General features: G+C 70.7%; 15 protein-coding genes and 2 pseudogenes. 6 read left to right on the forward strand and 11 right to left on the reverse strand.

Annotated elements, in window-relative coordinates:
* Positions 1–5: 5 nt before the first annotated feature.
* The 5 genes from ACWGJM_RS21245 to ACWGJM_RS21265 all read right to left on the reverse strand — a co-directional run bounded on the left by ACWGJM_RS21245 (position 6) and on the right by ACWGJM_RS21265 (position 4,697).
* On the reverse strand, positions 6–1,226 hold the full coding sequence (locus tag ACWGJM_RS21245; RefSeq protein WP_453413230.1) for a PP2C family protein-serine/threonine phosphatase: 1,221 nt from the start codon (positions 1,224–1,226) through the stop codon (positions 6–8).
* Between the two features lie 198 nt (positions 1,227–1,424).
* Complete coding sequence (locus ACWGJM_RS21250; RefSeq protein WP_453413231.1) at positions 1,425–1,835, reverse strand: hypothetical protein; 411 nt, start codon at positions 1,833–1,835, stop codon at positions 1,425–1,427.
* A gap of 370 nt (positions 1,836–2,205) precedes the next feature.
* Complete coding sequence (locus tag ACWGJM_RS21255; protein WP_453413232.1) at positions 2,206–3,228, reverse strand: zinc-dependent alcohol dehydrogenase family protein; 1,023 nt, start codon at positions 3,226–3,228, stop codon at positions 2,206–2,208.
* Positions 3,229–3,570: 342 nt separating this feature from the next.
* Positions 3,571–4,083 carry an MFS transporter gene (locus ACWGJM_RS21260; RefSeq protein ID WP_453413233.1) on the reverse strand — a complete coding sequence of 171 codons (513 nt, stop codon included), beginning with the start codon at positions 4,081–4,083 and terminating at the stop codon, positions 3,571–3,573.
* On the reverse strand, positions 4,080–4,697 hold the full coding sequence (locus ACWGJM_RS21265) for a TetR/AcrR family transcriptional regulator (RefSeq protein ID WP_453413386.1): 618 nt from the start codon (positions 4,695–4,697) through the stop codon (positions 4,080–4,082). The genes ACWGJM_RS21260 and ACWGJM_RS21265 overlap by 4 nt, the downstream gene beginning before the upstream one ends.
* Positions 4,698–4,773: 76 nt before the next feature.
* Here ACWGJM_RS21265 and ACWGJM_RS21270 point away from each other — a divergent pair, with 76 nt between their 5' ends.
* The gene (locus tag ACWGJM_RS21270) at positions 4,774–5,667 is read left to right on the forward strand and encodes an NADP-dependent oxidoreductase (RefSeq protein WP_453413234.1); all 894 of its coding nucleotides are present in this window, start codon (positions 4,774–4,776) and stop codon (positions 5,665–5,667) included.
* 147 nt (positions 5,668–5,814) lie between these two features.
* Here ACWGJM_RS21270 and ACWGJM_RS21275 read toward each other — a convergent pair.
* Positions 5,815–5,957 (reverse strand): annotated as a pseudogene (locus ACWGJM_RS21275) (DnaB-like helicase C-terminal domain-containing protein); the annotation flags it as partial.
* 87 nt (positions 5,958–6,044) lie between these two features.
* Positions 6,045–6,257, reverse strand: coding sequence for a hypothetical protein (locus tag ACWGJM_RS21280; protein WP_453413235.1), 213 nt, complete (start codon positions 6,255–6,257; stop codon positions 6,045–6,047).
* 310 nt (positions 6,258–6,567) lie between these two features.
* Here ACWGJM_RS21280 and ACWGJM_RS21285 point away from each other — a divergent pair, with 310 nt between their 5' ends.
* Complete coding sequence (locus ACWGJM_RS21285) at positions 6,568–6,981, forward strand: hypothetical protein (protein ID WP_453413236.1); 414 nt, start codon at positions 6,568–6,570, stop codon at positions 6,979–6,981.
* Positions 6,982–7,335: 354 nt separating this feature from the next.
* A complete protein-coding gene (locus tag ACWGJM_RS21290; RefSeq protein ID WP_010982331.1) occupies positions 7,336–7,539 on the forward strand; it encodes a cold-shock protein in 204 nt (67 codons plus the stop codon).
* Positions 7,540–8,027: 488 nt separating this feature from the next.
* On the opposite strand, the gene ACWGJM_RS21295 is transcribed toward ACWGJM_RS21290, so the two are convergent.
* Together ACWGJM_RS21295 and ACWGJM_RS21300 are read right to left on the reverse strand one after the other, a co-directional pair.
* Entirely contained in the window at positions 8,028–9,656 is a 1,629-nt protein-coding gene (locus ACWGJM_RS21295) for an IS200/IS605 family accessory protein TnpB-related protein (RefSeq protein WP_453413237.1), read from the reverse strand.
* Positions 9,657–9,787: 131 nt separating this feature from the next.
* A pseudogene (locus ACWGJM_RS21300) lies at positions 9,788–10,847 on the reverse strand (helix-turn-helix domain-containing protein).
* A gap of 529 nt (positions 10,848–11,376) precedes the next feature.
* Between ACWGJM_RS21300 and ACWGJM_RS21305 the strand changes: the two are divergent.
* On the forward strand, positions 11,377–13,413 hold the full coding sequence (locus ACWGJM_RS21305; RefSeq protein WP_453413238.1) for a TerD family protein: 2,037 nt from the start codon (positions 11,377–11,379) through the stop codon (positions 13,411–13,413).
* 10 nt (positions 13,414–13,423) lie between these two features.
* On the opposite strand, the gene ACWGJM_RS21310 is transcribed toward ACWGJM_RS21305, so the two are convergent.
* On the reverse strand, positions 13,424–14,395 hold the full coding sequence (locus ACWGJM_RS21310) for an alpha/beta hydrolase (RefSeq protein WP_453413239.1): 972 nt from the start codon (positions 14,393–14,395) through the stop codon (positions 13,424–13,426).
* A gap of 208 nt (positions 14,396–14,603) precedes the next feature.
* Here ACWGJM_RS21310 and ACWGJM_RS21315 point away from each other — a divergent pair, with 208 nt between their 5' ends.
* The gene (locus tag ACWGJM_RS21315; protein ID WP_453413240.1) at positions 14,604–15,485 is read left to right on the forward strand and encodes an LLM class F420-dependent oxidoreductase; all 882 of its coding nucleotides are present in this window, start codon (positions 14,604–14,606) and stop codon (positions 15,483–15,485) included.
* A gap of 82 nt (positions 15,486–15,567) precedes the next feature.
* Here the strand turns inward: ACWGJM_RS21315 and ACWGJM_RS21320 are convergent, their stop codons facing one another.
* Positions 15,568–16,125, reverse strand: a complete 558-nt coding sequence (locus ACWGJM_RS21320; protein WP_453413241.1) for an NAD(P)H-dependent oxidoreductase — start codon at positions 16,123–16,125, stop codon at positions 15,568–15,570.
* A gap of 102 nt (positions 16,126–16,227) precedes the next feature.
* On the opposite strand from ACWGJM_RS21320, the gene ACWGJM_RS21325 reads away from it, so the two are divergent.
* Positions 16,228–16,908, forward strand: coding sequence for a TetR/AcrR family transcriptional regulator (locus ACWGJM_RS21325; protein ID WP_453413242.1), 681 nt, complete (start codon positions 16,228–16,230; stop codon positions 16,906–16,908).

Genomic DNA, 16,908 nt, shown 5'->3' on the forward strand with positions numbered 1-16,908 from the left:
ATTGGTCAGGGGGTGAGGTTCTCCTGGTTCGGGTCGCACCATTCGGCGAGCAGGACGGTGGCGTCGTCACCGAGGTGTCCGTCGTGGTGGCCGAGCACGGCGTGGATGAGCCGGCGCAGCGTCTCGTGGACGGTGAGTCGGTCGGCGTGGTGGCGCACGAGGTAGTCGGTGAAGCGTTGGGTGCCGAACTGCGTGCCGTCGGTGTCGCGGGCTTCGACGACGCCGTCGGTGTAGAGGACGACCCGGTCGCCGGGCTGGAGCTGTTCGTAGCACACGGTCACGGGCAGTCTCAGGTCCACTCCCATGGGCCCGGCCGGCGGGCACCGCAGCTCATGAGACCAGCGTCCGGCTCTCAGGAGCACGGGGAGGGGATGACCGCGGTTGATCCACGTCAGCTGTCCGGTCTTCATGTGGAGGTCGGCCAGGATGCCGGTGACGTAGCGGGTGGTGCCGAAGTGCTCGATGAGCGTGTTCTCCACCGCCTGGGAGACGGCGACGAGGTCGGCGCCCTGGCGGCGGGCATTGCGGCAGGCGGCGACGGCCAGGTTGGCGGTCAGGCCGGCCCGTGCGTCGTGTCCCATGGCGTCGAACACCGACAGGTGCAGCACGCCGTCGGCCACGGCATAGTCGAAGGCGTCCCCGCCGACGTCGTAGGCCGGCTCCGAGACCGCGGCCACCGTGGTGGTGCGGCCGGCGAACGCCGAGGGCGGCGTGAGGTGCCACTGCATCTCCGCGGACACGCTCATCGACGCCGTCCTGGTCAGACGTGCATAGGAGTCGCTGAAGCCCCGCTTGCTCAGCACCAGCAAAGCCACCATCGACGCCACCGCACGCAGCGCATCCCGGGTGGTCTCGTCGTCCTCGTCGGTGTCCGCGCGCAGCATGCCCAGGCGTTCCACGCCGTCGGTGACGGGCACCCACCACCGACAGCGCTCCCGCGTGCAGGACGGGTCCGGCTCGGCGATCAGATCCACCCGTTGGAAGGCGAGCCCCGCCACGGTGGTGTCCACGGCAAGCTCAAGGCCTTGCGAACCCGCATTCAGCCCACCGCCGGTGACCTCACGCAGGACCTTGCCCTGCACATCGACAAGGAAGAACGCCACATCGTGCAGGCCCACCGCATCAACATGATCGGCCACCATCCGCGGCAATTCCTCCAGCGTCGCCACATGGCTGGCCATCATCAGATCGCTCAGCGCACGGCCCACCTTCGCGGGATCGATCACAAGACAAGTCTCCCCTCAACCTCCACCGCTCGGCGACCTAGCGGAACGACAGCAGACCTACCGTCTACCCCCGACCGTGGAACTCTGGCATCTGCTGGCGCATCGCGGATCGCATCGGTGCCCGGCCCCGCACGCCGACTGCTGAAGGACTCCGCCAACCGGCCCGGCGCTGCCGACGTTGCATCCTGGCGCGCTTGGTCACCAGCCGGTGAGGAACTCCAGCAGGTGGAGTTCTACCGTGCGGAGGTCGTCGGCCAGGTCATTCCAGATACGGGGCAGATCGTAGGCCCGGCCCACCCAACGGAAGTCGGCTCCCCACAAGGCGAGCACCGGGCAGGTCAGGCGAGTGCCGGCGTCCTCCGCGTCCTGGGCGAGATCCTGCGGGGCGGCCCGGTAGTCGTTGCACGCCCCCATCACAGCTCCGGGCTGGCGGTAGGCACGGACGTATTCGTCGAGGTCGGCGGGCGTCATCAGCTGAGGGTTGGACGACCGGGCGGTGAAGAAATGCCGCAGCCAGATGTCCTCCCGGCCGGTGATCAGGGCCTCGGGCAGGCCCGGCACCTGGTTGAACAAAAACCACCACTGGCCGGCCGCCAGCGGCCCGTCCATGGCGTTACTGTAATCGGCCAGGCGGGGCGCCGTGCGCCACGCGTTCGGTCGGCCTCCGAGGTACTGCCGTGAGCGGTGCCGGGCCGGCTGCGGCTCCGGGGAATGGGTACAGCACCGCGCGCATCTTGGCGCGGACACGGGCCGCGCGCTGCGCGTCGTCATCAGTCATGTGACCAGCAGACCTGTGCTGGCCTGTGGACAGAGACTCGCGACTGTGCGGTCTCCCTCGCCTGTTGAAGGGTGTTGTGACGACGCAGAACAGTTGGCAAATCAGCACGCTTGTTGGCAAACGACGCCAATGTTGCCCACGGGGCCCGCCCCGACTGCTGCGGGAGAGCGGAGCGGGCCGAGAAGGTAATGGGCAGGCGGATCAGAAGGTGAGCATCACCTTGGTGGCGCGGCGCTCGTCCATCGCCTTGTAGCCCTCCGGGGCCTGCTCCAGCGGCAGTGTGAGGTCGAAGACCTTCCCGGGGGCGATCTTGCGGTCCCAGATCAGCTGGATCAGGTCCGGCAGGAACCGGCGCACCGGGGCCGGGCCGCCCAGGGTGTGGATACCGGCGAAGAACAGGTCGATGCCGGGGATGGACACGTCGTAGTTCACACCCACGTAGCCCAGGTGCCCGCCACCGCGGGTGGCGCCGACGGCCTGCATGAAGGACTCCTGGGTGCCGACCGCCTCGACCACCGAGTGCGCACCGAGCCCGTTTGTCAGCTCCTTGATCTTCACGACGCCCTCGTCGCCGCGCTCCTCGACGATGTCCGTGGCGCCGTAGTAGCGAGCCAGCTTCTGCCGCTCAGGGTGACGGGACATGGCGATGATGCGCTCCGCGCCCAGCTCCTTGGCGGCCAGGACAGCCATCAGACCGACCGCGCCGTCACCGACGACCGCGACGGTCTTGCCGGGCCCGGCCTGCGCCGCGACGGCGGCGAACCAGCCCGTGCCGAGCACGTCGGAGGCCGCCAGCAGCGAAGGGATCAGCTCGGGATCGGGCTGCCCCGGCGTGGCCACGAGGGTGCCGTCCGCGTGCGGAATGCGGGCCTTCTCGGCCTGGGTGCCGATCGTCTGAGAGACGAACTCGGCGTGCACGCACTTGGACTGGAAGCCAGCCTGGCAGATCTCGCAGGTGTTGTCGGAGATGACGAACGACCCGACGACGAAGTCGCCGACCTTGACGTTCTTAACCGCGGAGCCGACTTCCTCCACGACGCCCACGTACTCGTGGCCCATGACCTGGTGATCGGCTGGCTCGATGCCGCGGTACGGCCACAGGTCCGAGCCGCAGATGCAGGTCGCCGTCAGCTTCACGATCGCGTCGGTCGGCTCGGTGATCTTCGGATCCTCGCGCTCCTCCACCCGGACGTCGCCGGCGGTGTACATCACTACTCCACGCATCGTGGGGCTCCTTTGCTCTGTCTTGCTGGCGCCCGAGGCGCCGGTTTGTGTTCAGGAAGACACGGCAGTGCCGCGGCTTCCTCGATTTGAAGGGCTCACACCGTCGAGCCCACTGGAAGCGGCCTGGCTGTCCGGCCCCCGGCTCGGCGTCACTGCTGCCGGGGCGGCTTGGCTGTACGCCGCCGCCAAGTGGTGGCGCTGGGTCAGCGCCATGGTGATTGTGGGGATCAGCGTGAGAGCGGCGATCACGGTGCCGACGGCGGCCGGACCGGTGGCTCCCAAGGGGGAATCGAGGGCAAGGCCGGCGATCCATGAGCCGATGGCCGTGCCGAGATTGAACGCCTAGACGGTCAGGGCAGAGCCCAGAGTCGGAGCCCGGCCGGCAAAGCGGACACCCAGGGAGATCAGCACCGGGTTGGCGCCGAGACCGAACAGCCCCAGCAGGGCGACCAGCACCATCGTGGGCCCGGCATACCCGGACAGCAGACAGATCGCCAGCAGCAGGACCGTCGTCACCGCAGGTGCCACGATCGTCGTCATGCACGGACGGCGGTCCCCGAGACGGCCTCCCACCAGGAAACCTGCCAGGGCGCCGACACCGAAACCGACCAGAACCAGCGGCACCCGACCGGCAGCCAGATCAGCCCGGTCGGTCAGCAGCGGCGAGACATACGTGTACGTCGACAGCACGCCACCGGCGGTGGTCGCGCAGGCCGCCAGAGCCAGCCACAGGCGCCCCGACCGCACAGCGGACAGCTCGGAACGGACTGAGACCGCCTGGTCGCCGCCGATGTCGCGCGGAACCTGGCGGGCGATGAGCACCATGGCGGCGGTTCCCAGGACGGCGAGTCTCACGCCCGCGGCCGCGGCCCATCGGTTTCCTGGCGACCGCTCGCAGACGGACAGGTGACCTCCCAGGCCGCCTCGATCATCCGGAAGATCTCCTCCACCGCGGCCTGCGGGTCGGCCGCCTCGCGGGCCAGCGAATAGGCGTCGATCACGAACCTCGCGATCGTGCGGCAGGCCGTCGTGCTCTGTGGCAGGCCGAGGTCGGCGGCGATGGCCGTCGCCAACGACTCGGCATGGCGCAGCTGCATCGACTCCTCGTACTCCCGCAGTGCGGGCGACGCGTCGATCATGCGCCGGATCGGAGCGGCGCCGTCGCCCGTGCAGTGCCGTACCAGGGCGTGGATCTCGCGGCGTAGCGCGGGGATGAGTGGCTCGTGCGGTGCCCGGCCGGTGGCCGCCTGGGTGAGGCGTTGCCCGAAGTCCTGGTCCTGCTCGAACACCAGGGCCTCTTTCGAGGCGAAGTGGGAGAAGAGCGTGGTGACCGCCACGTCGGCCTCGGCGGCCACGTCCCGGATGCCCACCGCGTCGTACCCGCGTTCCAGGAAGAGCCGCAGGGCGGTGTCAGCGATTTTCTGGCGGGTCGCGGCCTTCTTGCGCTCACGGCGTCCGGTCGTCTGCACGGTCACACCCTGATGCTACCAGATGCAAAGTAGTAACAGATATTAAATCCTAACCGTTAGTGTTATCGTGGACCGCATGAAGAAGGTGAGCTTCGCCGAGTTCGGCGGTCCGGACGTTCTGCAACTCATAGACGCCGAGGAGCCCCACGCGGGCCCCGGCCAGGTGCGCATCGCTGTGCGGGCGGCGGGCCTGAACCCCGTCGACTGGAGGATCCGCGAAGGCCAGGTCCTGGGGGCCCATCCGATCGAGCTGCCCGCCGGGGTCGGACTGGACGCCGCCGGGGTGGTGGACGAGATGGGCGAGGGTGTCGAAGGGGTCGAGGTCGGCGACCGCGTGTTCGGTGAAGGATCGAGCACGTATGCCGAGTTCGCTGTGCTGTCGGCCTGGGCCCGTATGCCCGAGGGGCTGACGTTCGAAGAGGCGGCCGGGTACCCCTCCGTGGTCGAGACCGCGTTGCGCATTCTCCGCGAGGTCGGTGTGCGGCTCGGGCAGACGCTGCTGGTCAGCGGGGCGTCCGGTGGAGTTGGATCGGCGGTGCTGCAGATCGCCCGCGACCGCGGCATCACGGTGATCGGTACGGCCGGGGCCGCGAACCAGGACTACCTGCGCAGCCTGGGGGCCCTCGCCACGACGTACGGCAAGGGCTGGGTCGAGCGGGTGCGGCAGCTCGGCCGTGTCGACGCGGCCCTCGACCTGGCCGGCTCGGGCGTGATCCGTGAGCTCGTCGAGCTGACCGGGGATCCGCGGAAGGTGATCTCCATCGCCGATCTTGGTGCGTCGGAGCTCGGTGTCCGGTTCTCCGGCGTGGCCGGGAGCATGCCGGACGCGCTCGCCGAAGCCGCCGGCCTCATCTCGCGGGGCAAGCTCCACATCCCGGTTGAGAAGTCGTACACGCTCGCCGAGGCCGCAGCGGCCCACATCGACAGCCAGGCCGGTCACACGCGCGGGCGCCGGGTCCTGGTCATCTGAGCCGCTTCCGGCGCAGTCACACGGCCCGGCAAGTCGAATTCCTTGCAGCGATTTCGTCGGGGCCCACTCGGCAGGCGCGCCTCCCACAGGGAGCCCCATGCCGCCCGTGAGATTCAGACACGAGCATTGAGAACCTACAAGGCGGCATCACGTCTGCGCCATATCGACGAAGCGTGAGTAGTGGCCCTGGAAGGCGACGGTGATGGTGGCGGTTGGGCCGTCGCGGTGCTTCGCCACGATCAGGTCTGCTTCGCCGGCGCGGGGGAGTCTTTCTCGTAGGCGTCTTCACGATCCGCCCGCCCGCTGACCAGCGTCAAGAGGTTGGCAGGTGTCGCTGGACAGGTCCCGGCTCGCGGCCGCCAGGCGGGCCGTGGCAGTCAGTCGAGGTCGGTGGTTTCGGACGCGGCGCGGGGCCGGTTGCGGGTCAACTTCTTGAGGTCGTCGACGCGGTAGAGGAGTTCGGCGCCGCGCTTGTCGACCGAGCCGGGGAACGTGGGGTCGTTGGCGCGGGCGTAGCGCAGCGGGGCGAGGGTGTACGGCAGGTGGTGTTCGGCGGCCTCGCGCAGCCCCACCGCCTGGTCGTCGTCCACCGGGACCGTGGGCGAAGTCGCCGGGGTGGTGTTGGCCGGGGTCGGGGTGAGGCTCGAGGCGTCGGGCTAGCAAGTCGCGGTCGGTGGCCGGGGCCGGATCGGGCGCGGCCGTGACCGCCGTGGTGCTCCAGGCGTCGGTGAGGAAGTCAGCGGGCGCGGCGGGCTGCGCGACGGACGTGGGCGGCTTCTGCAACTGCACCGGACCGGGCTGCGTCGCGACGGCTGCACGTTTCGGGCCGTCGGTGGCCGTCTTGCCGGTGGTGGCCCACTCGCGGGCTTCGGTCGCGGTGAAGAACAGCACCTGGGTCTCATGGGCGGAGCCGCCGATGACGACCTGGGCGCGGCCGTGGTGCTTGGTGCACTTCGGCGCCGGGTGGACCTCGGGGGCGAGCATGCGCCAGGCGTTGACGCTGTAGCGGGCGAGGATGCGGGTGGCGAACTGCTCGCGGACCTCCGGGCCTCCCCGGGCGCGGATGGTGGCGGACTGGGCGACCAGGAGCACGTGCATGCGCAGCTGGCGGCCCATGTAGAGGATCTCGTTGAGCGCGTCGGCGGCCGGGGAGACCTTCGGGTCGCCGGACTCGCGGATCTTCTCCCAGTAGCGGGCCGGCTGCTTCATCGTGGCGTTGATCTCTTCGAGGAGGATCAGCACCCGTGGGCCGATGGCTTTCGGGTCGGCGTGGATGCCGAGTTCGTCGGCGATCCGGGCCCGCAGTCGGCCTAGGCTAGGGCCACGTGACCCCCGACCGGAGCGGCGGCAAGCATCGCGGACGTCAGGTCAGGGAAGGATCGAGTTCTGTCCCGTTGGCTAGGGTTGGCTCCGACCCGGGCTCACGCGCCTGTGTCCGCCACATCACGCCGCTGAAGGGAAGAATTCGAGCCCTTCTCACCAGCGTTTCGTTGTGAGGGTGGAACTGCCGGTGTAGCGTCTGAGCCAGCTGTCATGGTTCCGAAGTACCGGTCGCCCGTGAGCGTGTGCACGGGTGATTTTTCTGTTCAGTGTCTCTGAGGGCCAGGGCGATCACCTCCGGTTCCCGCACGGTGCGGGAACCGACTTCGAATCCCCTCGGAGGGAAAAATGGCCAGCGGAACCGTCAAGTGGTTCAACTCGGAAAAGGGCTTCGGCTTCATCGAGCAGGACGGCGGAGGCCCCGACGTCTTCGCCCACTACTCCAACATCGCCAGCTCCGGCTTCCGTGAGCTCCAGGAAGGCCAGAAGGTGAACTTCGACGTCACCCAGGGCCAGAAGGGCCCCCAGGCGGAGAACATCACCCCCGCCTGAGCTCGCACCTGCACGGCACCCGCCCCGCATCGCTCGCTGGGCGGGTGCCGGGCGTTCTGGAGTTGGTCAAGGTCCGCCGGGGCGGCTCACAGGAGGGGCGCCCCCTCACCTGCGGGGAGCCTCGAACACACTGGATGAAGATCCTCACCTCTCCCGACACCGTCACCGCCTACGAGCAGAAGCACCGCGGCCGAGCGGGCACCGTTCGGCGGCCGGCTGCGAAGAGTGCTGCACTGGCGCGACCACGACGGTGTCGTGGGCCAGACGCCGCCGGGCGAGGCAACGGTCGCCGAGCGGATGGGTACTTCACGGAAGGGCCAGGGGCCAGAACCGTTGTGGCTATGGCTGAACGAGTCCGGCTGCCGTTTGGTCCGACCCCCTGCCATCCCTGAACTGTGGAGTGCAGCCACTCCTCGGGTGATAAGACCGACCCTGTGGTACTCGGCGAGCACGTCGCGGTGGGCGCGTTCGTACGCGCGGAACCGTTCCTAAAGACTGAGCGGGAGTGAGTCCTGGTGCCAGGACTCGTGCTCAGCCGCGTGCCCCGAACGGTTGTGGGCGCGCTGGTCCCCCGCTTTCGCTCCGCATCCGGCGCCGTCGGATCGTGTCCGTGGTCCGGGAATGCGGGGGCGGGTTCCCTCACGCCCCGGAACCTCCGGTCGGGCCTGGACGGTCCGATGCCCCACCGCATCACGCCGGTGTGGTGGGGGCGGTGTCGTCCGTCGCCGGATCGGGTGTCCCAGGGCGCGCCGTCCGATCGCCACGGCGGCAGCCTCGTGGCGCGTGGTGGTGCGGGTTGTGGTGGTCAGGGGCCGTTGCCAGTGCTGGGCGCCCCAGCGGCTGGTGTAGGCAGGATCGACGGCGACCAAGGGGATGCCGAGTTCGGCGGCCATGGACACCAGCCTGGCGCGCAGCCTGGCCGTGGGCAGGCCGGAGATGAGTCGGCGGAAGTGTTTGCGCCGCCCGTGCTTCTCCCGGGTCTTGTCCGCCTGGAAGTCCAAATCCTCGATCGCCAGTGCCAGGTGGTGGCGTTCGGCCCAGTGCAGCAGGCGGACGAGGGCGTGCCGGACCTGGGCGTCCCGGTGCGGTGCGCTGCCGGTCAGGTCGTAGTCGAACCTGCGCGGTTCGCCGACCGGGTTGCCGTGGGCGTCCAGGCGCCAGGCGGCCAGGTGGTCGGCGTTCATGTCCACACCGGCCAGCCCCGCGGCCAGGGCGGCTTCCAGCGGCACCGTCTGCACGGGAGGGTTCTGCCAGGAGGCGGTCAGGTACCAGCGGTCACGGCCGACGTCGTAGTGGATGCGGTAGGCAACGGCCTGGTTGGCGGTGATCCGGTCGGCCCACTGCTCGCCCCGGTGCCGGAAGCCGACCCGGCAGGCGAGCACGTACCGGCCGTGCGGCGCGTTCGCCAGCGCGGCCAGCGGCGCGGGAAGCTTGATGCTCACCTCACCGTCCGGACTGACCCGGATCGTCTCGTTCCCGTACCGCTTCCCCGACTCACCGTCGGCTTGGAGGAACCAGCGCTCGGCCTCCCACTGGCACCGCCATGCGGCCTCGCTCAGCTGGGCGGCCTCGAGGTTGTGCCGGGCACGCAGCAGCTTCTTACCGCCGCGCACCACCCGTACGCGTCCGGCCTCCCACTGGGCGCGTGCCTGTTCCAGCCGGTCTTCGAGCAGGTGCAGGCGCCGGGACTTGGCGAACCACTCCCGCTTCGAGCGGTAACCGCCCGGCCGGCCCTTGGAGCCCTTCGCGCCGATCGGCAGCGCAAGCCGGTGCGCGATCGTGTCCACGCCTGCCCGGAGGCTGTGGATGTGGGCGAGCTGACCGCGCCTAGCCAGCGCCCACTGATCATGCGTGGCCTTGGTGATGCTGCCCGCCCAGCGCGAGGAGGACGCCCCGGTCAGAGCACGCTTGCGCCCCGCCCACCGATCACTGTCATGATCGAGCCCGGCCGCGCAACGGGCCTTCAGGTCGCGGCAGGCCAGGGAGCCGAGCAGGTCACCCACCAGGCGCAGGACCTTCTCATCCTGCCCGGTCAGCCCCTTGAGGCTGCCACGGATCGCCACCCCGGACGGGCCCGGCACCACGAACGAAGCCGCCACCACACGCAACCCGCCCATCGCCCCACCTCCCGCCCGATGCCGAAGAACCCGTCACCACGCCCAACGAACACCTCGCGCGAAGGTCACGCATTCGATGCAAGAACTCCCGTTCCCCACTCAGGCGCACACGCACGATGTGACCGAGACGCTCACTCATACACACCAGAATGCGCCCACGCACTGTCACTCTGCAGCAGTTCCCAAGCCTCACCGTAGGCCCTGTCGCGAGCCAAGTGCCGCACGGTGACGGCGAGTTGCAGCCGGAACCGGCCCTGCGGGTGCGCACCGGCCAGCCCAGCAGGTGCTCGGCGTGGGCGAGCCGGTCCTGGAGCGTGGAGTGGTGCACGCCGGCCTCGGCGGCGGCCGCCCGCAGGCTCGCCGTCGAGGCCGGCGTGCAGCGTGCGCAGCATCCAGGGCGCGTCCGCCGCGGCGGCCTCGACGGCCCGCGCATCGGGCGGCGGCTCGGCACCCGGCCCGACCAGCTCGGCGAGCAGCGCGACATCACCCAGCTCCTCGGCCCACACGGCACGCCGCCCCGGCTCCCGCGCGCTGGTGAACCGCAGGGCGGTACGGGCGGCGGCCCAGGAACGCGGGAGCTCCAGCACGGGCACGGCGGGGCCGACGCCCACCCGCCTGGCGGGCGGGACGACGCCGGCCTCCCGCGGCACGATCCGGGGCGGCCCGTCGGCCGGCGCGACGACGCGGCCCGTGCGCCCGGGCGCACGGTGTCCAGGCCGAGGCGGCGGGCCGCGTGCAGCCGTACCTGCTCGCTGGCACCGGCGTCCAGGACCGTCTCCACCAGCGCTGGATCGTCGACCCGCGCAGCGGGGGCACGCCCCCGGGTACGGTCCAGCACCGCCCGCATGGCCGCCGCGACCCGCTCCAGCACCACCGCGTCCACGACGCTCGGCTCGGCCGCCACCCGCTCCAGCCACAGCGCCGGCGGCCCGCCCGGCTCCAGCGGCGCGCACGGCCAGCGCGGATCCGGGGCCCCGGCACCTCCGCACGCCGCCCGTCGGGCTCCACCCGCAGCCCGACACGCTCCTCGTCAACCAGCCGCGCGGCACACCCGGCCAGCACGGCGGCACCCCGCACCAGCGCCTCCAGCCCGGCCCGGCTCTCGGCCAGCCGGTCGAAGTAGGCGATGACCCGAACAGTGGCCCCGGCATCCGGATCCAGCGCGGCCAGACGCCCGGCCAGTTCTTTCATTCCCACATGGTGCGGCATCTCGCCGGGGTTGGTCAGCCCCCCGGTTCCGCCCTGGTCACCCGCAGGTCCTGCCCGTTGGCGACACCGAAGGAGACGTACGGCCTCCCGGCCTTCAGCGTGCCGCCCCTCCCAGTAGGCACGCCAGGTGGAACCCGTGACGGGAACGTCGACCCACCGGAAACCGGAGTCGCCAGGATCGGCTCCGACGGCCCGGCGAGCGACACGCCGCTCCTTGGCCGTGGCCGACCGCCACGACCACCCAGCTCCCCGAAGTGTTGCTCCACCTTCTCCCAGGCGGCAGGTCCGCCTAGATCTCCACCAACACGGTCACCAGACAGTCGGGACCGGCAGGACCCATCAACGACTTTTCCCTCCCCTTCGATCGGCCGGGGAAGACCGTATGCGGACATCACGTGTCTTCGGATCCCGCCGACGGCCCAGCTCCGTGGGTATTACAGTTACCCGTGTGTGACACGTCACATCGTGGGGCGTGGCAAGCAGTTGCGGTGGGGATTCCGTGGGGGGATTCATGCAGGAAATGTCCAAGGGGTCGAACGTATCGCTGTCGGCTCTGAGCGAGCATGTCGGTTCGGTGATCGTCAGCCTGGGCTGGGCCAGCCCGAGCGGTGAGGGTGACGCCGATGTGTCCGTCCTGTTGCTGAGCGACGACGGCAAGGTTCGCGGCGACGGCGACTTCTACTTCTACAACAACCCGGTCGCGGCCGACGGAAGCGTGCAACTGCTGGGCAAGACGCCCACGCAGGACGGCGACGAGGACCGGCTCGGTTTCGACCTGACAGCGCTTCCGGACGACGTGCGGCGGATCGTCATCGCTGCCAGCCGTTATGGCGGGGCCCGTTTCAAGGAATTGGAAGACCTCACCGTGACCTTGTCGGACGCGGTCGGCGATCCTCTCCTGAGGTTCGCGATCGACGACGCCGACACGGTGAGCGCGGTCATCTTCGGCGAGTTGTACCGGCGGTCGGACGAGTGGAAGTTCCGTGCCGTGGGTCAGGGTTACGACACCGGTCTGGTCGGTCTGGCGACGGACTTCGGCGTCGACATCGACGACGACGCGGCGGCTGACACGCTCGAGGCCATGGCCGGCGGAGAGCAGACCGACGTCGGGCACGAGCCCCCGGCGATCGAGGCGCAGGCGCCGCCGCTGGACGCCGTACCGGCGCCCCGCCCGCCCGGCGACGCGACCGTGCCGGGCAAACCGGTGGCCCGGCCTCGTACGTCACGCAAGAAGGTCGTCCTGCCCAGGACGAGCCGGAGGTCCCTGGCGGAGAACGAGTCCTGGAGGCAGGCCCGGCTCTTTCCCGTCTCGGCTCTCAAGAGCGACCGGGACCGCGAGACGCGTGCCACCTCGGTCCTGCTGTCCGTGATGGCGCAGGTGCCGGAGTTCGGCAGGCGCCTGACCGCCGCGTTCGGCGCACCGGCAGGCCGTATGGAGACGTTCACCGAGGTTTCCCTGCCGCACGGCGACTCCCCGCGACGCCCCGACGGGATCATCCGCGTCGAGCGGGCCGGCAAGCTGTGGACGGCGCTGGTCGAAACGAAGACCAACGGCAACGCGCTCAGGGCCGAACAGGTGCAGGCGTACATGGACATCGCCGCGCGCCGCGGCTACGAGGCAGTGATCACACTGTCCAACGACGTCGCCCTGGAGGGCACCCCGCTCGTCGATGTCAAGACCGACGGCAGGCGCAAGCACAAGGTGGCGCTCAGACATCTGTCCTGGGCCGAAGTCACCCACCAGGCCCAACTGCTGATCCGGCACGAGGGCGTCGGCAACGCGGCACACGCCTGGCTGCTGCGGGAACTGCTGCACTACCTCCAGCATGAGAACTCCGGCTGCCACGGCTTCCAGAACATGGGTCCGGCCTGGGTACCCGTACGCAACGGCATCGACGACGAGACCCTCTGCCAGGGCGACCCGCGCGCCCTCGAGGTGGTCGAGAGCTGGGAGCGGCTCATTCGGCAGGTCTGTCTTGGACTGGGCGGCGAACTCGGCCAGAAGGTGCTGCCCGTCCAGCGCGCCCGGCGCGGCGCGGACCCGCGTGAGCGCCGCAGCTGCCTCGCCGACCAGCTCTGCCTCCAGGGCAGACTCGAGGCGGAGCTGCGCATCGAGGGCACTCCTGGCGTGCTCGCGGTCGCCGCGGATCTGCGTACCGGCAAGTTGCGCACCTCCGTCGAGATCCCGGCGCCCGAGCAGGGGTACCCCCTGACCTGGGTCAAGCGGCTCGTTCGGCGACTGGCCGAGGCTCCCGCCGACCTCCACATCGAGACGCTGGTGGAGGGGGCGGCAGCCGGCCCGCGCGGCACGCTCGAGCGGCTCCGCCCCGAACCCGCCGACCTGCTGCCGAAGGGCGACGGCGTCCGGATCACCGGGTTCCGCCTCTCCCTGTTCAAGGGGATGGGCAGCGGTCGCGGCAACGCCGAGACGGGGTTCATCCGAAGCGTCGACGACGCCGTTCATCGCTTCCACCTGACGGTGGTGTCGCACCTGGACGGCCCGGCCACCCGACGCACATCGCCGGGGGAACGCACGGCGGCGCGATGAGCGTGCCGGGTCATCCCAGGAGTCTGCGCAGCCACTCCAGCTGTGCCGCCCGGGCCGCCTGGGACAGGGCCGCCTGGGGGGCGAAGCCGTCGAAGCCGTGGAAACCGCCGGGCCAGACGTGGAGTTCGGCGGTGCCGCCGCACTGCCAGATCCGGGAGGCGTAGGCGACGACCTCGTCGCGGAAGGTCTCCGCGGAGCCGACGTCGAGGAAGGCCGGCGGGAGGCCGGAGAGGTCGGCGGCGCGGGCGGGGGCGGCGTACGGGGACACGTCGGGGCCGCCCCGGCTCGCGCCGAGGAGGGCACCCCAGCCGGTCTCGTTGGCGGTGCGGTCCCATATGCCGAGGCCCGCCATCTGGTGACTGGAGAAGGTGTCGTTGCGGTCGTCGAGCATCGGGCACAGCAGCATCTGCCCGAGGGGCCTCGGGCCCCGGCGGTCGCGGAGCAGCAGGGCCAGCGCCGCGGTGAGGCCGCCGCCCGCGCTGGCCCCGGCGAGCACGATCCGCTCAGGGTCGCCGCCGAGCTCCTTGGCGTGCTCCGCCGTCCACAGCAGGCCCGCGAGGACGTCGTCGACCGGCGCCGGGTGAGGGTGTTCCGGGGCGAGCCGGTATTCGACGGAGACCACCACCGCGCCCAGTTCCCGTGCCCACTCCAGCGGGCCGTCCACGCCGCCCCGGTTGTTGCCGAGGATCATGCCGCCCCCGTGGACGTGGTAGATCACCGGCAGCGGGCCGGTGCCCGCCGGGGCGGCCGGGCGGCAGATCAGCAGGGAGACGCCGGGAGCGCCCTCGGGGCCCGGGACCGTGCGGTCCGCCACGTCGAACACCCCGCCCAGGGTGAGGTCGAGATCCGCGAGCAGGTCGATCCCCGGCCCCTGCCGGGCGGTGCCGATCTCCTCCGGGGTGAGCCCCGGCGAGATCGCGTCCTTGATCGTTTCCAGGGCGGCGGCGAGTTCCGGGTCGAACGGGGGCGGGGCCGACGTCATGGCTTCTCCTCACACGGGGTGCTGCGGCGGGTACGGCCATCATCGGCGCGCCGCCGCCCGCCAGGAGGCCGCCGTACGGCGGAAATGCCCGCCGTACGGCGGGTGGCCCGATCGGCGTCCCGCCCCGCCCACCAGGCTTGACTTCGAGAGTGCTCGAAGTCCTAGCGTCGCACTCGTCGATCGAGGACCGGGTGGAACGGAGACGGACATGCGGGTGGGCGTACACATCAACCGGTTCGACCACTCCGGGGGCGTCCCCGCGCTCGGCGCCGAACTGGCCGCCGCGGGAGCCGCGGCCGAGGCGGCGGGCGTCAGCTGGCTGTCGGTGATGGACCACTACTTCCAGATGGAGTTCAACGGCGGCGCCGAGGACCCGATGCTGGAGGCCTACACGACCCTCGGCTACCTCGCCGGGCACACCTCGACCGTGCGGCTCGGCGCGCTGGTCACCGGGGTGACGTACCGGCACCCCGGCCTCCTCGCCAAGATCGCCACCACGCTCGACGTGCTCTCCGGGGGCCGGGCCACGCTGGGGATCGGCGCGGCCTGGTACGACCGCGAGCACCAGGGGCTCGGCGTGCCCTACCCGCCGCTAGCGGAGCGGTTCGAGCGGCTGGAGGAGACCCTGCGGATCTGTCTCCAGATGTGGGATCCGGACGCCGACGGCCCCTTCGAGGGACGGCACTACCGGCTCGCCGAGACGCTGTGCGTGCCCGCGCCGGTGAGCGCTCCGCACCCGGAGATCATGATCGGCGGCGGGGGAGAGAAGAAGACGCTGCGCCTGGTCGCTCGCTACGCGGACGCCTGCAACCTGATCCCCGCGTCACCGGAGGAACTCCGGCACAAGCTCGATGTCCTGCGCGGCCACTGCGACAGCGTCGGACGCGACTACGACGCCATCCGCAAGACCATCGCCTACACCGGCGAGCCGGCCACCACCGGCGACCTCGACGCCTTCACACGGGACATCGAGGGCTACACGAAGCTGGGCGTCGACACGGTGATCCTGGCCCCGCGCCTCGGCGAGACGGCCGCGTGGATCGAACGGTTCGCCGCACCGGCCGTCGAGCGGCTGGCCGGGCTCGGCTGACACGGCGAAGGGGCCGGAGCGGACGTGGCGAAGGGGCCGGAGCCCGACGGGCTTCGGCCCCTTCAGGGTGTGGTGGCCGGGATCAGGCGGCCACGCCCACGTTGCCGTGCAGGCGCGCGACGACCTCGGTCAGCTGGGCGGCGACCTCGACGTCGTCGGCCGGGTGGGTCTCGGCGAAGCGGGTCACGGAGCCCGGGATGGAGAGCTTGATGTCCTCGATCACCTTGCCGCCGGCTATGCCCACGGCCTTGCGGGCCTCGTCCTGGGCCCACACGCCGCCGTACTGGCCGAAGGCGGTGCCGATCACGGCGACGGGCTTTCCGGCGAAGGCACCGGCGCCGTACGGACGGGACAGCCAGTCGATGGCGTTCTTCAGGACGGCCGGGATGGTGCCGTTGTACTCGGGGGAGAAGAGCAGGAACGCGTCGGCGGCCTGGGCGGCCTCGCGCAGCTTGGCGGCGGCGGCCGGGACGCTGCCCGCGACGTCGATGTCCTCGTTGTAGAAGGGGATGTCGGCCAGGCCCTCGAACAGGTCGACCTCGGCACCCTCCGGAGCGAGCTTGACGGCCGCCTCGGCGAGCTGACGGTTGTGCGAACCGGCGCGGAGGCTGCCGACGAGCGCAAGGATGCGAACAGACATGGGGGTTCTCCAAGGGGGCTGAAACATCGTTGTAACGATCCGGACCGGGGTCCGGTTAGCTTTCTAGCACCCTAACCGGACCGCGGTCCAGTTTTGTTCCTGGTGCTTTACGCTGTCTTCATGTCCAGCGCCCTGCCGCCCTTCCCGAAGTCCGAGGAGCCCGTCGACACGCCACAGTTGCTGGAGGTCGGCCCGGCCCCCGACGAGCCGTGCCTGCGCGCCGATGCCGCCCGCAACCGCGCCAAGCTGCTTCAGGCCGCGGCCAGGCTGATCGCGGAGCACGGGGTCTCCGGGGTCACGATGGAGGCGGTGGCCGCGGCGGCCCAGGTGGGCAAGGGGACCGTCTTCCGCCGGTTCGGCGACCGCACCGGGCTGCTGATGGCGCTGCTCGACCACTCGGACAAGGAGTTGCAGGCCGACTTCCTCGGCGGGCCGCCGCCGCTGGGCCCCGGGGCGCCGCCCCTGGATCGGCTGAGGGCGTTCGGCGTGGCGGTGCTGTACCGCTCGGCCGAGCGGCTGGATCTCCAGCTGGCCGCGCAGTCGGAGCCGACCCGCAGGTTCTCCCACCCCGCGTTCCGGGCCCTGCGTACGCACGTCACGGTGCTGCTGCGGCAGATCCTGCCGGACGCCGACTGCGAGTTGCTCTCGCTGACGCTGATGGCGTATCTCGACCCCGCCCTGATCAGCCATCTGACCCGGCAGTGCGGGATGCCGATGGAGCGGCTGGAGGCCGGCTGGATGGACCTGGTCGCCCGTGTGACGGGTACGCAGCCGCCGTGCTGA

The organism is Streptomyces sp. NPDC054834, assembly GCF_053611185.1.